Source organism: Kaistella treverensis (assembly GCF_900114045.1).
GTDB lineage: Bacteria > Bacteroidota > Bacteroidia > Flavobacteriales > Weeksellaceae > Kaistella > Kaistella treverensis.
The window spans coordinates 1,089,475-1,107,618 of sequence record NZ_FORQ01000001.1; the positions used below are offsets into that span (position 1 = coordinate 1,089,475).

The window sequence follows — 18,144 nt, forward strand, 5'->3', positions numbered from 1 at the left end:
TGTGTTTTTTATTTTGATGTGTTCCTCAATGTACGGAAATTTACTTAGAATTCCGCATTGTGAGGTGTGCGCGGGAAAGGGATTACATCACGGATGTTCGTCATCCCGGTAACAAATAATACAAGTCTTTCCAATCCCAAACCGAAACCTGCGTGCGGAACCGAACCGAATTTTCTGGTGTCTAAATACCACCACAATTCCTCTTCGTCCACGTTCATATCTTTCATTTTGCTCTGCAGAATACTCAGCTGGTCTTCACGTTGTGAACCGCCGATGATTTCGCCAATTCCAGGGAATAAAACATCCATCGCGGCAACGGTTTTTCCGTCTTCGTTCAGTTTCATGTAAAATGCTTTGATTTCTTTCGGATAATCAAACAAAACCACCGGACTGTCGAAATGTTTTTCTACCAGATAACGCTCGTGCTCGCTTTGCAAATCGGCGCCCCATTCCTCAATCGGGAATTGGAATTTGCCTTTTTTATTTTCTTTGGAATTTCTCAGAATATCAATGGCTTCCGTATAAGAAACGCGTTTAAATCTTTTTTGGATTACGTTGGTCAGTTTCTCAATTAAACCTTCTGCTGCGCGGTCTTTTTCCGGTTTCTGCTTTTGCTCTTCAGTAAATCTTTTATCTAAAAAGTCCAGATCATCTTTGCAGTTTTCCAGAACATAGCCGATAACATATTTCAAGAAATCTTCCGCTAAATCGATATTATCTTCTAAATTATTAAATGCAACTTCGGGTTCCACCATCCAGAATTCCGCAAGGTGACGCGCCGTGTTGGAATTTTCTGCACGGAAAGTCGGCCCGAAAGTATAAACCCTGCCAAGACCCATCATCGCTGTTTCTACGCTTAACTGTCCGGAAACCGTAAGATTGGTTTTTTTACCGAAAAAATCCTGAGAAAAATCAATTTCCGAATTTTCATCGCGCGGGATTTCATTTAAATCGAAATTCGTTACGCTGAACATTTCACCTGCACCTTCTGCATCAGCGCCCGTAATAATCGGCGTATTCATGTAGAAGAACTGATTTTGGTGAAAGAACTGATGAATTGCAAAACTCACCGAGCTGCGCACACGGAAAACCGCTCCGAAAAGATTGGTACGGAAACGCAAATGCGCCTGCTCACGCAATATTTCCAATGAATGTTTCTTTGGCTGAAGAATGGTTTTGTCACGCTCCTCCGTAAAATTATCGCCTAAAATCTGTATTTTTTTCGCGATTATTTCAATGGTTTGTCCTGCTCCCTGACTTTCTACCACTTCACCAACAATTTTCAGCGAAGCTGCATTGGTAATGTTTTTCAGCAGGTTTTCGTCGAATTTTTCAAAATCTACGACAATCTGGAGATTATTTATGGTTGAACCGTCATTCAAAGCAATAAAGCGGTTGGAGCGGAACGCCCGAACCCAGCCTTGAATCGTAATGTCGTGGTGCAACTGTTTTTTATAATTTCCTAATAGTTCTTTTATCGTCGTTCTCATTTTCGTGGAAGTCGTTTTTTTTAGTGTTTTACCGAAATTTTGTGCTTCGCCAAATCTCAGTCTATGCAAACTTACTAAAAATTGGCGTAATTTTTGCTTTAGGTTATTAATATTTTTCTAAGAATTTCGGTGTTTTTCACCGGAATTTTTTTGCTTTTAGACTTTACTAAAATTTGCTGTTAAAAATTTTTTAGCAAATCAGTTTCACAAAATCTGAAAAAAAATGGTCAAAAAAAGGCAAAAAAATTGCCTTTAAATCTTTACTATAAGTTTTCAAAAAAATTGCCCGAAAAGCAGGCAATTTTTATTCATCTTTTTTGGAAGGCACCAGGAAAACATCCATCAAACCTTCCGGCAACGCCATTTTAAGATATTTTTCTTCACGATTCAGTTCCAGAATCCAGTCTTTAATAATTGGTATAACAACTTGTTTTCCGCCATAATTCAGCATAAAATAATGCTGACCCGTCTGATCATTAACCGACTCTATTATTCCGCAGGATTTGCCGTCTTCTTCACGGATTTCAAAACCAACTACTTCGTGGTAATAAAATTTATTTCCCGTCAGTTTCGGTAAACCGGAAAGCGGCATGTAAACGTCTTTCCCCACAACCTGATCCACCAAAGTTTCGGTAGAATTTTTAAAGGAAATAATCAGCGTTTCACCTTTGCTCCACGCTTGTTTTGCCACAAAAAAAGGAACCAGCAAACCGTTGATATCCACAAAAATAGAATCCAGTTTATTGTACATCTCAGGTTGGTCTGTATCTAATTTTAGAAATACATTGCCATGCAAGCCATGTCTGCGCGTGATTTTTCCGAGAAAATAGCAATCTTCTTTTTTCATACTGCAAATATAAAAGGTTTTAAAATAACAGAGGCGTCAAAAAAAATTTGACGCCTCCATATTCTATAAGAAATTTATTAAGCTTTTGCTTCGTCAGCACCTTCTTCAGTTGCTTCGTCGCTTCCGGCTAATTTTTCAGTAACATTTGCTACAGTTTCTTTTACGGTATCAATAGCACCTGCAACTACAGCTGCTGCTCCGCCTAAAGTTTCTGCAACAGTTTCCACTGCTGTTTTCTCTTCTGCAGCCTCTTCCGCTGGCGCGTTTGCAGCTTGTTCAGCAGCTTTAGCTTCAGCGATTTTTGCGTCTTCAGCAGCTTTTTCTTCTGCTAATTTAGCGTCAGCTTCCGCTTTTGCGTCAGCCTCTATTTTCGCAGCAGCATCCAGTCTACCTTGGTTTACTTTAGCTTCAGCTTCCAGAGCAGCTTTTTTAGCTTCATCTTTCGCTTTGCTCAAACCGTCTTTTTTACCAAGAACCTGTTGTTCTTTACCTGCTAACCAAGTTGCAAATTTTTCATCTGCAGTTGCCTGGTCGAAAGCACCTTTAGCAACACCACCTAATAAGTGTTTTTTGTAAAGTACGCCTTTGTAAGAAAGGATTGCGCGCGCAGTATCTGTTGGTTGCGCACCGTTGTTTAACCATTTTACGGCAGCATCAACATTCAGGTCAATTACCGCTGGGTTGGTTACTGGGTTGTAAGTCCCGATTTTTTCGATGAATTTACCATCTCTACTTGCTCTTGCATCGGCAACTACGATGTGGAAAAAAGGCTTCCCTTTTTTACCGTGTCTTTGTAATCTAATTTTTACTGACATAAATGTTTGAATTTGTGGGAACTCGTCCCGATTAATTATAAGGCTGCAAAGATAATCATTTTTCTCAATGCAACATCTTCACACGCTGATTATTTGCCACTAAAAATACCAAGTTTTTCAGGAGCCGGGAACCTGCTTTCACTACTCGCTTCCCGCGCGCGCTTTTCCCGCGCGCTCGGGAGAGCTCAAACACGCCGTTCAACCAGGGCTAGAGATTTACGCTCCTTCCACTTCCCGTTCCCAAATCCAGATTTCAAAATGAAAAAATTCACTCTTAAAACAACATTTTTTTCGATTTTACCAAAACAATCCCAAACTCCAAAACGAAAAAAAATGCCCAAAAAGCAGCTTTTTTTTCAACTTCACCAAAAAGCAGTTCTAAATTCCAAAACGAAAAAATTTGCCGTTCAAACAGCAAATTTTTTAATTTCAAAAGCACTCAACGTTCATACTTCATCCTTACTGGAAAAACACCATAATAACCGCCACCACAAAACCGATTCCGGCGTAAATCATTCCGCGGCGAAATGCCTTTGACTTGAAATTAAACATCCAAAAAGAGGAAATCACAAAGAAAAACAGCACAAAACCGAAAACCGCGTTCAGCGTCGCGTAACGGTGTGTAGACGTGGATTTATGCAGCTGGTTGAATTTTTCCAAAACATATGGCAGCTCCATTTTCGTGTATTTTGCTTCGCCGGTTTTTTGGTTGTAAGTTCCCTGCTCGAAGGTTTTCAGATCTCCTTCACCGGGTTTAAATTCCACGTTCCGCATTTTGATTTCCTTCGCGAGTTCTTTTTCGGTCATGTTGGGTTTCAACACGATTTCGGTTTTATTTTCCTTTTTCAGGAAATTGGTGTCGCGGTAAATGAGCAAAACGCCGCTGAGCGCGTAAACCGCCATAATTCCCGCCGCGAAATAGCCTAAATAGCGGTGCGTAATCCGCATAAATGATTTGGTGTCCTTAATTGCTGCCATAGTTTTCTGTTTTTTTTGTTTTTTTTAAAATGGGAAAAAACGGGCAAAAACCCGTTAATTTTTTATCTCGCTTTCCTTTTTTTAAAAACAGCGGAAAAGTGGTTCTCCACTGTTTTATTTTTCAGGTTGCAAAATTGTGAAAGGCTAGAATTTGTAGTTAAACGTCACGTAAAAATTTCGTGGTGTAATTGGGTTCACCGAATAGTTTTCGTGGTAGTTATAATTCACCGTGTCGAAAAGGTTACCTATTTTTCCTAAAACCGAAAATTTCTTCCAGTCGTACCCAACGGATAAAGCTGCCGTCACATAATCGTCAACTTTCAGCAATCTGCTGGCGCCACCGCGATCATCCAGCGTTTCTTTAGTGTCATTCCAGCCTGCAATTCGATCACCCACGAAATACGCGCTCGCACCGATTTTCAGGCCTTTCACATACTGATTGAAAGTATAGAAAACGGAAGCATTTGCGGTTGTCGCTGGAGTTCTCACCAATCTTTGGTTTTCTACATAACCGAAATCGGCAGGTGTATCAAGGTAAACCGAATGGTTGTAGGAAAATCCACCAATCAATGACAGATTCGCGTACGGATTTCCCGTAATATCCAGCTCCACGCCGCGGCTGCGCATTTTTCCGGCAAATTCTTTAATGCTGGAATCGGAATTCACCGTTCCGTCAGCTTTAAATTCCGCGGTTTGGTAAAAGTTTTTATTTTCAATCTGGTAAAGTGACAGGTTAATTGCCACCGCATTATTCCAGAAATTCTTTTTCATGCCCAACTCAAACTGGTCGATGAGCGAAGGTTTCAAAGAATTGTCATCGATGTCGCGGCCGGTATTTGGACTGAAAGAATTGGTGTAAGTCGCGAAAAGCGAAAGATTGTCTGTCGGCATATAAACCAAACCTGCTTTTGGCGAAAAAGCGCGGTCTACCGTTCCTTCGGAAATCGTAACTGAATTGTTGGCAAAGTTTTTCTTTTCAGAATCTTTGTTTTCCACATAAGACCATCTCAAACCCGCCAAAACTTTAAATTGTTCCGTAAGTTCGATGTAATCCTGCGCATAAATACCAAATCTTTGAGTCGGAATTCTGTTGCGGTCTTTTCTTTCCGAGTTTGGAACAGCGCCCGATGCCCAGCTTGACGGATCATCTAAGTAAATGGTTCCATCAGCATTACCGTTAGTTCCATAAAGTGACTGCGAAAGTTTGAAAGTGTAAGAATCATTGGTTCCGTAATCGCCATCTGTTCCCACCAAAATCTTATGGTTAACATTGCCGGTTTTCACTTCACCATTTAAATTCAGCTGCAAACTGGTGTAGTTTTGCTCCGCGTAGGTTTTATTGATTGGTCTTTTCCAGCTTAAACGGTCAGTATTGTCATAGCTCCACTGAATTCTTTCGGAAGAAAAATAATCTTTCGTGTAGTTTTGGTAAGACGCGACCGCATTTAAAGTCCAGAAATCATTAAACTGATGATTAAATGTAATTCCGGTTGTTGCCTGTTCTACCGTTTGGTTTTGCCAGTCTGCACCAAGAAAAGCGTTGCGCGGCAATAAATTATTCATCGCGTAGGAACCGTCTTTGTTGGTAATGGAACCGATACCGAAATCAGGCGTGAATTCATTTTTCAGATAATCTGCTTCAACCAAAATCTGCGACTTTTCACCGATATTAAAAACAAAAGACGGATTGAAATAATATTTTTCCGATTCTACCACATCGCGGAAACTCTCAGCCGTTTCAAAAGAACCGTTCACACGGAACGCAATTTTTTCGCTTAACGGACCGTAAAAATCGACGGTTGGTTTATAGCTGTTCCAGCTTCCTGCGCTGAAACTTACACTGCCGCCTTTATCAAATTTTGGTTTTTTTGTTATTAAGTTCACCACACCACCAGCGCCCACATTTCCGTAAAGCATTGCGTTGCCGCCTTTCAAAACTTCCACTCTTTCCAAACCGGAAACTTCAGGGAAAACACCGCTGTTTACACGCGAACCGTTTTTAAAAATATTGTCGTTCCCGAAAACAAAACCACGTCCACCAAAACTGTCCTGTGAATTTCCGCGCGAAGACGTAATATAAAGACCGTTTACATTTTGCAGAACGTCGCTCAGCTGTTTTGCTTGCTGCTGCTCAATTACTTCATGCGTTACAATCGCCACCGGCTGCGGATTTTCCATGATCGTCAGATTTGACTTCGACGAAAGAGGGCGTGCTTTATTGGGATTTCCGGTTTTATGAAGGTTTACATCTTCAATTTGCTGAATTCTGATCGTGTCACTCTCAAAATCATATTTCATCTGCCCACTCATCGTTGCAGCAATCAATAACATTCCGAGAGAAATTTTCTGTTTTTTCATGGACGTTTTTATTTAGACTGAATTAAAATAACGCTGCAAAAGTAAGCGATTCCACTAAAACAAGCAAGTCTATTTTGAATTATTCTAAATAAAGAAATTTGTTTAAATTCCTGAAAATGAAGCTGGTTTTATTTTTAGCTGATATTTATCAGTTTTTTTTCAGGAAAATAAAGCCAAAAAGCAGGAAGGAAATGTTGATGATGAAATACATAATTCCGTTCGGCGCACTCGCGGTTCCGAACAAAACAATGGCAATTCCGAAGACCGCGATTACGGCCATTATTTTTTTCATTAATGAATTACGCGAAAAAAGTTTCCTGTTGAAAAGTTGAAACAAACCAATAAACAAAGCACCGTTCACCAGGTAAATAAAAATGATGGGTATTGCGGAAATGTCAAAATTTTTCGATGTGAAAAATGGAACCGTGTTCGTGATATAATAAATAAGGATGTAAACCAGAATGATTAAAGTCCCAAAAATTGCACTGTTCACCGGCATTTTTGTTTTTTCATCAATTTTAGTCAAATTCAGGAATTTTTTGGATTTCTCTAAATTCGAAAACTGATAAGGAACGCGAATTGTCGCGAGAAGCAAACCGTTTGAAGTTCCCAAAACCGAAATAATAATGAAAAGCTGCATAATTAAAGCTCCGGAATTTGAAGCAATTTTCCTTGCAAATTCGGTGATATAAGTATCTTTCAGGGCGATGATTTCTTCACCGCTCATGCGGAAAACAATTCCGAGATAATAAGATATATAAATCACCATTACCGAAATGGTTCCTATTATTAAAGCTTTCGGAAGGTTTTTGCTCGAATTTTTAATCTCACCCGAAATCTGCGTTGCGATATACCAACCATCAAAAGCAAAGGAAATGGGGATAAAACTCGCCGCTACCAAGAGCAAAAATGATTGATTCTGCACACCGTTCCCGATTTGCGTAAATGTGTTTACCTGGCTTACATCGCCTTTTACCAAGCTTAAAATACCGAGCGACGCTATGAAAATTAACGGTAAAACCTTCAGCACTGTTGTCATTTGCTGAAAAATTCCGCTGCTTCGTGGCCGGAAAATATTAATACAGAAAAAGATGACCAAATTTACGAAACCAATCAGCGCGAAATGCAGCGTCGTGGGAGTAAAATTGAAAAAATCTGCCAGCAAATGCGCAATATAAATCCCAGAAACCGTGAACAGAACGGCGGTCAGCGCGGGATAAAACAGACTCATATACATCCAACCGACAAAATAGGCGGCGGTGTTGCCGAAACGGTAAGTGACGTAGCTTAAAATTCCGCCTTCTTTGGGCAGAATTTCGGCATAATTTGCCATGGAAATTCCGGCGAAAACAACGCTGATGCCGACAATGGTAAAGCCCAGAAATCCGGCTAAAACATTGCCTTGCGTTGCAGAAAGTACATCATCAACTTTAAAGAAAATTCCGGATCCAATAACCTGTCCGATCACCATAGAAATGGCGGTAAATAAACCGTATTTGGCTTCCAGTTTTTGGTTGTCGCGCATAATTTGGTGGAAATTTTAGTCCTGAAGTTCTAACCAGCGCATTTCTAAATCCTGCAGTTTTTCCGCAATCGTTTCCAAATCTTTAGAGTACACCGCAATTTTTTCATAATCGGTTTCATTGTTCAGATTTTCCAGGATTTCCGCGCGGTTTTTCTCCAGTTTCGGCATTTCCTTTTCAATTTCTTTCAACTCCTGCTGTTCTTTAAAGGAAAGTTTTTTGGTCGCAGAAGTTTGAACCGGTTTTACAGCTTCAACTTTTTTCGGAGCTTCTGGCGCTGGCGCTGAAACTTTTTTTGACTGCTCTAAAGCCTTTTTTTCGCGATATTCCGAGAAGTTGCCGACAAAATCTTTGATGATTCCGTCACCTTCGAAGGCTAAAACGTGATCCACAATTCGGTCCATAAAATATCGGTCGTGGGAAACGATAATTAAACTGCCCTGAAACTGCAAAAGGAAATTTTCTAAAACCGTCAATGTAGGTAAATCCAAATCATTCGTCGGCTCATCGAAAATTAAAAAGTTCGGATTTTGGTACAAAACGTACATCAAATGCAGACGTCTTTTTTCACCGCCGGACAATTTTGAAATCGGCGAATACTGCGTTTGGTCATCAAACAAAAAAAGACGCAAAAACTGCGAGGCAGAAATGGTTCTGCCATTCGCCAGCGGGAAATTTTCAGATATATCTTTAATAAAATCAATGACGCGCTGATCTTCCTTGTAAACCAAACCTTTCTGCGAAAAATAACCGAATTTTATAGTTTCACCCGTTTCGATGGAACCCGAATCATACGGTTCCAAACCTTGTATAATATTTAAAAGCGTAGATTTTCCGGCGCCGTTTTTACCTACAATCCCCACTTTTTCACCGCGCTGAAACTGGTAAGAAAAATCTTTCAGCAACAATTTATCGCCGAAACTTTTCGAAATATGATGCAATTCCAGAATTTTTTGGCCCAGACGTTTCATTTCAAAATCCAGTTCCAGTTTTTCTTTTCTGGTATCTGTTTTGGCAACTTTTTCGGTTTCGTAAAAATCGTCCTGTCGTGATTTCGATTTTGTGGTGCGCGCTTTTGGCTGTCGGCGCATCCATTCCAACTCTTTACGGTAAAGGTTTTGCGCTTTATCGATAGTAGAATTCAGGTTTTCTTCACGGATGATTTTGTTTTCCAGATAAGTGCCGTAGCTGCCGTTGTGAACGTAAAGATTGTAATCTTCCATTTCCCAAATTTTGTCGCAAACAGCGTCCAAAAAATAGCGGTCGTGAGTTACGAGAAGCAAAGTCACCATCGCTTTTGAAAGATAATTTTCGAGCCACTCCACCATATCCACGTCGAGGTGATTGGTTGGTTCGTCCATAATCAGCAAAGTGTGGCGGTGCTGCGCGCGGGTTTCCACGAGAAGTTTTGCCAGCGCAACGCGCTTGATTTGCCCGCCGGAAAGCGTTTTCATTTTCGAGGTCAAATCGGTGATTTTCAGTTGGGACAAAATCTGGCTCATTTCATTTTCCAAATCCCAGGCTTCGTGATTTTCCATTTCATTCAGCGCTTTATCCATATCATCGGGATCTTCCGAAACCAAGGCATGATGGTAATTTTTCAGCGCCATAATTGGTGCAGAATCCAAAGTCATCATAAACTCTTCCACATTCAGCTCGCCTTCAAAATCAATTTCCTGATCGAATAAAACCACCTGAATATCTTTGTTGATGACAACTGTACCAGAATCCGCGATTTCTTTGCCCATCAAAATTTTGAGCAAAGTAGATTTTCCGGAACCGTTTTTAGCAACAATTGCAATTTTATCACCTTCGTTAATATGGAAAGTAATGTTGGTAAAAAGTTTTTTAACTCCGAAGGATTTTGTGAGGTTTTCTGCTGAAATATAATTCATTATAAAAGAAAAGAAGGGTTTTTGAAGGTGCAAAAGTACTGAATTTTGGCGGGAAATGCGTTCCAAAAAAATCAGCTGCTTTTGAGGCAAATTTTTAGAAAATATAAATTTTTGAAAACGTACTGAAAAAATATTTGGGCGTTAAACTCTGTTAAATCTGGTGATAATCAGCGTAATGGAATATTTTCTGTTGCTGAAACAGAATTAACATCAAAAAAATTTAAAATGGAAAACGACAAAGTAGTCAGCGAGCTGAACGATTTATTAACCAAAAATTACGACGCCGAAAAAGGCTACAAAGAAGCGGCAGAAAAAATTGACCACCGCGCTTTGAAATCTTATTTCGAAAGCCAGGCCAAAAACAGATACGATTTCGGGCATAAAATTAAAGAACTGATTGCAAAATATGGCGGCGAGCCGGACAAAGGAACAAGTTTAGCTGGTGATCTTCACCGAACGTGGATTGCGATTAGAAGTGCTTTTGCCACCGGCGACCAAGCGATTTATGAAGAATGCATCCGTGGTGAAGAAACATTTTCAGAAGAATACGGTGAAGTTTTGAACGATACCAATTTGCCACAGGACGTGCGCGAAATGGTACGTAAACAGAAAGATTCGGTGGACCGCGCATTGGTTGCACTGCGTACAATGGAAGATTTTGCCTCGTAAAATGGCAATTTTTTATGTTTTACAAGCCGCTTCAAAAGAAGCGGTTTTTTTCGCGCGCTATTGAATTTAATGAAAAGCATGATAGACAGCTATATCCACGAATTTGTTTAAATTTGACACACAAAATTATTTTAAAAAATGAAAAAAATATCGCTCATTTTACTGCTTTTTTTTAGCATCATCACCTTCGGTCAGGGAATGAAATTCGAGGAAAATAAAACTTTCGCGGAGCTTTTGGCCATCGCAAAAAAAGAAAACAAACTGCTTTTTGTGGACGCTTTTACCACCTGGTGCGGCCCATGTAAACTCATGGCGAAAAACGTATTTCCGGAGCCAACGGTGGGCGAATTTTACAACGCGAACTTCATTAATTCCAAAATCGATATGGAAAAAGGTGAAGGCATCGATATTGCGAAAAAATACAATGTTCGTGCTTACCCGACTTATCTTTTTCTGAATGGCGATGGTGAATTAATTCACCGCGTGACTTCTTACTTTCCTGCACCAGAATTTATCTTGGTAGGTAAAGATGCGATTGATCCTGCAAAACAGTTGGGCGCGCTGAAGAAACGTTTTGAAGCGGGTGAAAAAAGTCCGGAATTTTTGATGAATTTCATTAAGGTTTTCGCTTTTTCGGATGCTGATTTAGCTACAAAAGCCGCTGTTATTTATTACAATCAGAAAAAAGAGCCACTTTCGCAGGAAGATTTTTCGTACCTTTTTGCTTTAACTCCCGATTCAAATTCTCCGCTTTTTCCGCAGTTTATTTCCCGAAAAGCTGAGCTTTTGAAAATGATGCCGGAAGAAAAATATACGCAGTTGCTTAAAAGCCTTGCGCAAAGTGCACTTTTTAATAATTCGTATGATAAAGCGACCAAAACTTTCGATGAGAAAAAATACGTTGCGGAAGCCCGAAAAACCATGTCGGAAGAAGCTTTGCGACCACTTTTGCTGAAAACCAGAATGAGAGTGGCTTCGCTTCAAAAGGATAAAGCAACTTACCAGAAACTTGCGCTGGAATATTACGGCGACGGAACTTCGACTGCTTTTACATCAGACGAACTGAATTCTATCGCCTGGAATTTCTTCGAAAACGCCACAGATAAAGCAGCTTTAGAAAAGGCTTTAAACTGGGCAAAACAGTCGGTAAAAATCAAAGAAGGTTACGCGAATTCGGATACTTTGGCAAACCTTTACTTCAAATTGGGACAAAAAGAAAACGCGAAAACTTGGGCAACCAAAGCCATCGAATTAGCGAAAAAAAGTGGTGATGATTTTGCAGACACGCAAGCTTTGCTTGATAAAACAAAATAATTTCACTTGAAATAAAATTAAAAAAGATGCCGTAAAAAGCATCTTTTTTTATTAGTCTAAAGTCAGCCTTTTCAGCGACCACAAACTTCCGTTATAAACATTCAGGTCAACTTTGGTATTGATGCCGTACACAATTCCGTTTTCGGTAAACTGCCAGATACGCCACTCGGCGTCCGGCGACGGTCGGGGAACATCATTGTAGTTCGCGAGCCAAAGCGGATAATCGTCAAATTCACCCTTTAGAAAATCTTTGTGATAATGATAATACGTGTAAATTATCGGTTTTTCACCGTAGGCTTCTTCTACAATCCGGCACCAGATTTTTAAATCTTCGATGAGTTTTTTGGTGGATTTCCGACGCGGAATTTTTTCAATATCCAAAATCGGCGGCAAATCACCGGATTCCAACTTTACGTTTTCGAGGAAATTATTCGCCTGCAAAACCGGATCTTCATCCGCGCGGTAAAAATGATACGCGCCACGAACCAGATTGTGCTTTTTAGCTAAAGTCCAGAACTCATCGAAATGTTTATCTGCTGAACGATTTCCCATGGTGGCGCGTAAAACCACAAATTCCAGCGGAATGGCGCGGTTTCCGATGCTTAAACTGTCCCACGCGATGTCTTCTTTTCTTTGATAATGAGAAACATCAATACCGAAAGTTTTATCTGCATTGTCACCGATAATTCGGTTGATGCGCGCTTCTTCTTTTTCGGTATTTGAGAGCTTTTTATGTTCAAATTTATTGAAATGTAAAGCGTAGTAAAAAGAAATTTTTTCCTTTAAATAAAAACCGGTGCCGAACAGCGCCAAAACCAGACACAAAAGCAGGATTTCGCGACGCAACAGAAAATGTCTTTTGCGCTTTTTATGAATTTTGCGGGTAATTTTTTTGTTCAGTTTTCGTTCGGTCATGGTTTGCAAAAATAGATTTTTTAGCATGAAAAAGCCACGAAAAAATTCGTGGCTATTTGGGCATTTTTTTTGATTTTTTAAGCGCCGTACGGAATCCAGATATTTTTGATTTCCGTTGCGTGTCTCAGAAATTCCTGTCCTTCGCCGTGTTTCGGATTCAGCCAGTTTCGGTATTTTCCGAAATTCACCCAGGATCTTTTCATCGACTCAGTAGATAATAATTCGATGTTTTTACTTCCTTCCGCGGTTCCGAAATACCAAATTCCCTCCACGTTATAATGTTTCGCAAGTTCATTGGCTAAATCGTCTTTCGGACCGGTAACAATATTTACCGTTCCGGCAGGAACATCAGAAGTTTCGAGGATTTGATAAAAATCGGTTGCTGAAAACGGATTTTTTTCCGAAGGAATCACCACCACTCTATTTCCCATCGCGATTGCCGGAATCACCGTAGAAATAAATCCTAAAAGCGGATTTTCTTCAGGACAGATAATTCCCATCACACCGATTGCTTCCGGCATTGCAAGTGTAACCATTCTTTGAACAGTGGAATGTGCTGCACCATCGTATTTATCGGCGTAAGCCGCGTAAGTATAGATTCTTTCGATTGATTTTTCAACCTCATCCTGCGCGGATTCCAAAGATTGGTTGGTCATTTCTACAATTCTTTCTGCAAATTCTTCCTCCCGAATGGCCAAATTTTCTGCGATATAATAAAGAACTTGCGCTCTTGCGTGACCGGTCATTCCGCCCCACGATTTTTCAGCATGCGCAGCTTCAACCGCGTTTCGGATGTCTTTTCTGTTTCCTTCGGAAACTTCACCGATATATTCACCGAAAGAATTGGTGATTTCCGTGCTGTAACCTCCGTCCGGGCGCGCCTGCTTTCCACCGATGTACATTTTCGTAGTACGGTCGATATCCGCTAAAATATTGGCTGCTTTTATACTGTTTTTTTGCTTTTCAGCTTTTGGCAAAACCGGTGCTGAAGTAAATTCGGCTTCCACTTTTGGTTTCAGATATTCATATAAACCTTCTTTTCCGCCTTCGCGACCGAAACCAGATTCTCTATAACCACCAAAACCTGCCGCTGCATCAAACTGATTTGTACAGTTGATCCAAACGCTTCCGGCTTTAATTTTCGGTGCAATGTCTAAAGCTAAATTGATATTTTCTGTCCAGACACTCGCCGCCAAACCATATTTTGTATTGTTTGCCAACGCCAATGCTTCGGAGTGTGAACGGAAAGTCATCGCGACCAAAACCGGCCCGAAAATTTCTTCCTGTGCAATCACCGCGCTTGTCGGCACGTCGGTGAATAAAGTTGGCGGATAAAACCAACCGTTTTCCGGCAGTGCGTTTTTTGGTTGGTAAATGGTGCAACCTTCTTCGATGCCGATATTTACCAAATCTTTTATGATTTTCAACTGAATTGGATCAACAATGGAACCCATATCAACGGCTTTATCCAGCGGATCGCCGATGCGCAAAGTTTCCATGCGTGCGCGCAGTTTTTTGTAGAATTTTTCAGAAACAGATTCCTGAACCAATAATCTTGAACCTGCACAGCAAACCTGACCCTGATTAAACCAAATTGCGTCCACAATTCCTTCAATCGCTGAATCTAAATCTGCATCTTCGAAAACGATAAAAGGAGATTTTCCGCCCAATTCGAGGGAAATTTTTTTCCCGCTTCCTGCAATATTTGTTCTTAGAATTTTTCCAACTTTGGTGGAACCGGTGAAGGCGACTTTTTGTATATCTTTATGATTTACCAACGCATTTCCGGCAACGGTTCCGCGACCTGTTACGATATTTACAACACCTTTTGGAAGCCCAACTTTTTCACAGATTTCAGCAAATAAAAGTGCGGTTAATGACGTATATTCTGCAGGTTTTAAAACAATGGTATTTCCCATGGCCAAAGCCGGCGCCACTTTCCAGGAAAGCATCATTAAAGGGAAATTCCACGGGATGATTTGTCCGATGACCCCAACTTCCTGATAATCGCGGAATTCAGCATCCATGAGTTTTGCCCAACCTGCGTGGTGATAAAAATGTCTTGCAACGATTGGAATATCGATATCGCGGGTTTCGCGGATTGGTTTTCCGTTGTCCAAAGTTTCTAAAACCGCAAAAAGGCGTGAATGTTTCTGAATCTGACGCGCTATTGCGTACAGATATTTCGCACGTTCAAAACCACCCATTGCTACCCATTCTGAAAGCGCGCTGTTGGCTGCCATCACGGCTTTGTCGACGTCGGTTTCGTCGGCTTCAGCGATTTTTGCTAAAAATTCTTTATTTGATGGATTGTTGGAATCCATATATTTTTTGGAATGCGGTTTCACCCACTCACCACCGATGAAAAGATCGAATGTTCTGTCGTGATTTTCTAAAAATTCCACCGCGGGAGCGGTAGTTTCCGGAGCGGGACCGTAAGTCATGGTGTCGTATATTTCTTTGATTTCCATTATATTGATTTGATGTGATGTCTAACAATTATTGACCACGAAAGTTCTGTTTTTTCCAGTTTTGCAAAAAGCAAAAAAATGGTGTTTTAGCCGCGAAAAAAATAAAACTTAATTTAAAATTTTTTTTAGTTTGCCAGCCGCGCCCCGACCTGAACGAAGCTCTTTTTTGCGAAATGCAATGGAGCAAAAAAAGCGGGAGTGGAGGGCGGAAAAAGGCGCCCAAAAAATTTACGCCATCGGATGACGGAAACTTGCACTGTATCTACCAGTTACGTAATGTTCCAGCTGTCTTTCGATGTCGCCAAGGAGCGAACTTGCGCCAAAACGGAAAAGTTCCGGCGTCAGCCAGTCGTTGCCCAATTCTTCTTTTATTAAAATTAAATAATCCAAAGCCTGTTTTGCTTTTTGAATTCCGCCCGCCGGTTTGTAACCGATTTTGCAGCCGGTAAGCTCGTAATAATCTCGGATGCAGCGAATCATCACTAAACTGACCGCTAGGGTTGCGTTAACAGATTCTTTTCCGGTGGAGGTTTTGATAAAATCTGAACCCGCCATCATGGCAACCCAGGAGGCTTTGGCGACTTTGGTGTAGGTTGGGATTTCGCCCGTGGCCAGAATTGTTTTCATGTGCGCTTCGCCGCAGGCTTCGCGACACAGGCGAATTTCGTTATACAGTTCCTGCCATTTGGATTCTAAAACCAAGTCGCGGGAAATTACAATGTCGATTTCTTTTGCGCCTGCAGCAACTGATTTTTTAATTTCCGTCAGCTTTTCCTCCAGCGAAATTTTTCCGGCCGGGAAGCCGGTAGAAACTGCCGCAATTGGAATTGAAGTTCCTTTTAAAGCTTCTTTCGCAAACGGAATTAAGGTATGGTAAACGCAGACTGCGCCTGTTGTAAGGTTGGCGTCCTGCATGTTCAAACTTTTTAAAATATCCTTACGCACCGGATTTTTCGCTTTTTCGCAAAGTCTCAAAACGTTTCCGCGCGTGTCGTCGCCAGCTAAAGTTGTAAGGTCGATCATTGAAATCGCCTTGAGCAACCAGGCTGCCTGAAATTCTTTTTTTACGCTGCGACGGCCCGTCAACGTTGATACGCGACGTTCAATAGCGCTTCGGTTAATATTGATGAAATCGAAATATTTGGTATTGAAAGGCAAACCTTCGTTTCTTGCCAAAGTGGAATTTTCCGTGGTTTGAGCAGCATTTTTTTCTAATGTTTTCTGCATGAAATATATATTAAATTAGAAAATATTTGTGGTGATTTATATTCAGCAAAATTAACCATTTATCTTCAATAATATAGACTGTGTTAAAATCAAAAAAGTATGCCCGAAAAAGCATACTTTGTAAATCGTAAAAAAAGCCCGTTTAAACCCGTAATTGTCGGCTGATACTTTGCTCCAGCGAGATAAAAGTCTCGGTGCGCGTAACGCCTTTTAATTTTTGAAGTTTGTTTAATATCTGCATCAAATGATCGTTGTCGCGACATAAAACCTTCAGGAAAATGGTATAATTTCCGGTGGTGTAATGTGCTTCTACGACTTCATTTACGTCCTGCAAAGCTTTTACCGCGTCGTGGTAATGACTTGGCTGCTCCAGAAAAACGCCGATGTAGGAAACAACATTAAAGCCGATTTTCCGTGGATTTAGAAATGAAATAGAATTTTCTATAACGCCCGCCTGTTCCAGTTTTTTTATGCGCTGATGCACAGCAGTTGTAGAGATTCCGACATTTTTTGATATATGCGCAAGCGAAGTTTTGGCATTGTCCATCAACATATAGATGATTTCCTTATCTATATTATCTAAATGATATTGTGTACTGACCGCATTTTTCATGTTTTATATATTTGGGTACCATAATAGATTATTATTAGCGATTACATTTTGGCATTAAAGGTAATTAAAATAGGAAAATGATCACTATATCCTCCTAAATATCTTGTCCCGGAATAAGTTCTAAACGGTCTGCCGGAAAATTTCTGATGCCAGTTCTGCAATTTTTCGTGGTTAAAAACTTTCGCATCTTTTACAGTTAAAGGGAATTTTTCATCCAGAAAATGTCGCGTTAGCATCATTTGGTCAAAAAGTAAGCCACTTTTATAATGAAATGTAGAAAATTTTTCGTTTTGGTATAATTGCAGAAAAGGATTAATCAGCGACTTATCATAATCTTTATCATAAGTAAAATCGGCAATCATTTCCTCATCGGGGTTTTCGTTGAAATCACCCATAATCAAAACCGGTGCATTGGATGCTTCAGAAATTTCTTCAATTTTCTGTTTAAGGTCATTCAAAATATATTGTCTTCGTGATTTGTTGACATCTTTTTCTCGTTTCGAAGGCAAATGGAGTACAAAAACATTCAGCTCCACATTTTGGTACTTTACTTTGCAAAGTAAAACATCACGTGTGGTATCAAAATACTCAAAATCTGCCGTTTTAACCGTGAAAAAATAAGAAAGCGGCTCCGAAGAAATAATTTCAATTTTTTCTTTGTCGTATAAAAGTCCAACATCCACACCGCGCTCATCCATGGAATTATAATGCACAGTGCCATATTTCGATTTAAAAGGCGGCAGCGCGATCAAATCTTCCAGAGGTTTTCTGCCCTGGATTTCCGATAGCCCGATGAGCATCGGCAGTACACCTTCACGTTCTTCAATCATGTGAAAAACGCCGGCTATCTTGAAAAGCTTATTTTGGTATTTTCGTTCGTCCCAGTTCTGAAGTCCTGATGGCGTCGGGTCGCGCTTGTGTTTTGGCGGCGGATCCGGAGTGAACAGATTTTCCACATTATAGAAAGCGACAATTTCGGTGTCAGCGGTGCGTAACATCATAAAAAAAAGGCGTTATAAGGGGTAAAAA

Annotated in this window: 13 protein-coding genes and 1 pseudogene; 2 read left to right on the plus strand and 12 right to left on the minus strand. The window is 40.4% G+C overall.

The annotated features are described in order from the left end of the window. Positions 1-44 precede the first annotated feature (44 nt). From asnS to BMZ55_RS05175, 7 genes and pseudogenes are all read right to left on the minus strand, one after another. Positions 45-1,490, minus strand: a complete 1,446-nt coding sequence (gene asnS, locus BMZ55_RS05145) for an asparagine--tRNA ligase (RefSeq protein ID WP_089819436.1) — start codon at positions 1,488-1,490, stop codon at positions 45-47. Positions 1,491-1,794: 304 nt separating this feature from the next. After that, on the minus strand, positions 1,795-2,337 hold the full coding sequence (rimM, locus tag BMZ55_RS05150) for a ribosome maturation factor RimM (RefSeq protein WP_089819218.1): 543 nt from the start codon (positions 2,335-2,337) through the stop codon (positions 1,795-1,797). 230 nt (positions 2,338-2,567) lie between these two features. Further along, positions 2,568-3,152 (minus strand): annotated as a pseudogene (locus tag BMZ55_RS05155) (30S ribosomal protein S16); the annotation flags it as partial. Between the two features lie 459 nt (positions 3,153-3,611). Next, on the minus strand, positions 3,612-4,130 hold the full coding sequence (locus BMZ55_RS05160; protein ID WP_089819223.1) for a hypothetical protein: 519 nt from the start codon (positions 4,128-4,130) through the stop codon (positions 3,612-3,614). 144 nt (positions 4,131-4,274) lie between these two features. Further along, positions 4,275-6,488, minus strand: coding sequence for a TonB-dependent siderophore receptor (locus tag BMZ55_RS05165; protein WP_089819225.1), 2,214 nt, complete (start codon positions 6,486-6,488; stop codon positions 4,275-4,277). A 148-nt stretch (positions 6,489-6,636) separates the two neighbouring features. Next, complete coding sequence (locus BMZ55_RS05170) at positions 6,637-8,013, minus strand: APC family permease (RefSeq protein ID WP_089819227.1); 1,377 nt, start codon at positions 8,011-8,013, stop codon at positions 6,637-6,639. A gap of 15 nt (positions 8,014-8,028) precedes the next feature. Continuing rightward, positions 8,029-9,906, minus strand: coding sequence for an ABC-F family ATP-binding cassette domain-containing protein (locus BMZ55_RS05175; RefSeq protein WP_089819438.1), 1,878 nt, complete (start codon positions 9,904-9,906; stop codon positions 8,029-8,031). Positions 9,907-10,131: 225 nt separating this feature from the next. On the opposite strand from BMZ55_RS05175, the gene BMZ55_RS05180 reads away from it, so the two are divergent. Together BMZ55_RS05180 and BMZ55_RS05185 are read left to right on the plus strand one after the other, a co-directional pair. Further along, positions 10,132-10,575, plus strand: coding sequence for a ferritin-like domain-containing protein (locus BMZ55_RS05180; RefSeq protein ID WP_089819229.1), 444 nt, complete (start codon positions 10,132-10,134; stop codon positions 10,573-10,575). Positions 10,576-10,713: 138 nt separating this feature from the next. Further along, complete coding sequence (locus BMZ55_RS05185) at positions 10,714-11,889, plus strand: thioredoxin family protein (RefSeq protein ID WP_089819231.1); 1,176 nt, start codon at positions 10,714-10,716, stop codon at positions 11,887-11,889. 51 nt (positions 11,890-11,940) lie between these two features. Here BMZ55_RS05185 and BMZ55_RS05190 read toward each other — a convergent pair whose 3' ends face one another. From BMZ55_RS05190 to BMZ55_RS05215, 5 genes are all read right to left on the minus strand, one after another. Then, positions 11,941-12,804, minus strand: coding sequence for a glycoside hydrolase family 25 protein (locus BMZ55_RS05190; RefSeq protein ID WP_089819233.1), 864 nt, complete (start codon positions 12,802-12,804; stop codon positions 11,941-11,943). Between the two features lie 77 nt (positions 12,805-12,881). Continuing rightward, complete coding sequence (locus tag BMZ55_RS05195; RefSeq protein ID WP_089819235.1) at positions 12,882-15,275, minus strand: aldehyde dehydrogenase family protein; 2,394 nt, start codon at positions 15,273-15,275, stop codon at positions 12,882-12,884. Between the two features lie 228 nt (positions 15,276-15,503). Further along, on the minus strand, positions 15,504-16,502 hold the full coding sequence (deoC, locus tag BMZ55_RS05205) for a deoxyribose-phosphate aldolase (protein WP_089819239.1): 999 nt from the start codon (positions 16,500-16,502) through the stop codon (positions 15,504-15,506). Positions 16,503-16,644: 142 nt separating this feature from the next. Beyond that, positions 16,645-17,115 carry an Lrp/AsnC ligand binding domain-containing protein gene (locus BMZ55_RS05210; RefSeq protein WP_039343443.1) on the minus strand — a complete coding sequence of 157 codons (471 nt, stop codon included), beginning with the start codon at positions 17,113-17,115 and terminating at the stop codon, positions 16,645-16,647. 41 nt (positions 17,116-17,156) lie between these two features. Next, on the minus strand, positions 17,157-18,116 hold the full coding sequence (locus BMZ55_RS05215; RefSeq protein WP_233701886.1) for an endonuclease/exonuclease/phosphatase family protein: 960 nt from the start codon (positions 18,114-18,116) through the stop codon (positions 17,157-17,159). Between the last annotated feature and the right edge of the window lie 28 nt (positions 18,117-18,144).

Bases quoted from the DNA above. Each gene is read 5' to 3' on its own strand.
- BMZ55_RS05190 (WP_089819233.1), bottom strand. From the start codon at position 12,804: ATGACCGAACGAAAACTGAACAAAAAAATTACCCGCAAAATTCATAAA.
- BMZ55_RS05170 (WP_089819227.1), bottom strand. From the start codon at position 8,013: ATGCGCGACAACCAAAAACTGGAAGCCAAATACGGTTTATTTACCGCC.
- BMZ55_RS05180 (WP_089819229.1), top strand. From the start codon at position 10,132: ATGGAAAACGACAAAGTAGTCAGCGAGCTGAACGATTTATTAACCAAA.
- BMZ55_RS05210 (WP_039343443.1), bottom strand. From the start codon at position 17,115: ATGAAAAATGCGGTCAGTACACAATATCATTTAGATAATATAGATAAG.
- BMZ55_RS05195 (WP_089819235.1), bottom strand. From the start codon at position 15,275: ATGGAAATCAAAGAAATATACGACACCATGACTTACGGTCCCGCTCCG.
- BMZ55_RS05215 (WP_233701886.1), bottom strand. From the start codon at position 18,116: ATGATGTTACGCACCGCTGACACCGAAATTGTCGCTTTCTATAATGTG.
- BMZ55_RS05175 (WP_089819438.1), bottom strand. From the start codon at position 9,906: ATGAATTATATTTCAGCAGAAAACCTCACAAAATCCTTCGGAGTTAAA.
- BMZ55_RS05160 (WP_089819223.1), bottom strand. From the start codon at position 4,130: ATGGCAGCAATTAAGGACACCAAATCATTTATGCGGATTACGCACCGC.
- BMZ55_RS05185 (WP_089819231.1), top strand. From the start codon at position 10,714: ATGAAAAAAATATCGCTCATTTTACTGCTTTTTTTTAGCATCATCACC.
- deoC (WP_089819239.1), bottom strand. From the start codon at position 16,502: ATGCAGAAAACATTAGAAAAAAATGCTGCTCAAACCACGGAAAATTCC.
- rimM (WP_089819218.1), bottom strand. From the start codon at position 2,337: ATGAAAAAAGAAGATTGCTATTTTCTCGGAAAAATCACGCGCAGACAT.
- BMZ55_RS05165 (WP_089819225.1), bottom strand. From the start codon at position 6,488: ATGAAAAAACAGAAAATTTCTCTCGGAATGTTATTGATTGCTGCAACG.
- asnS (WP_089819436.1), bottom strand. From the start codon at position 1,490: ATGAGAACGACGATAAAAGAACTATTAGGAAATTATAAAAAACAGTTG.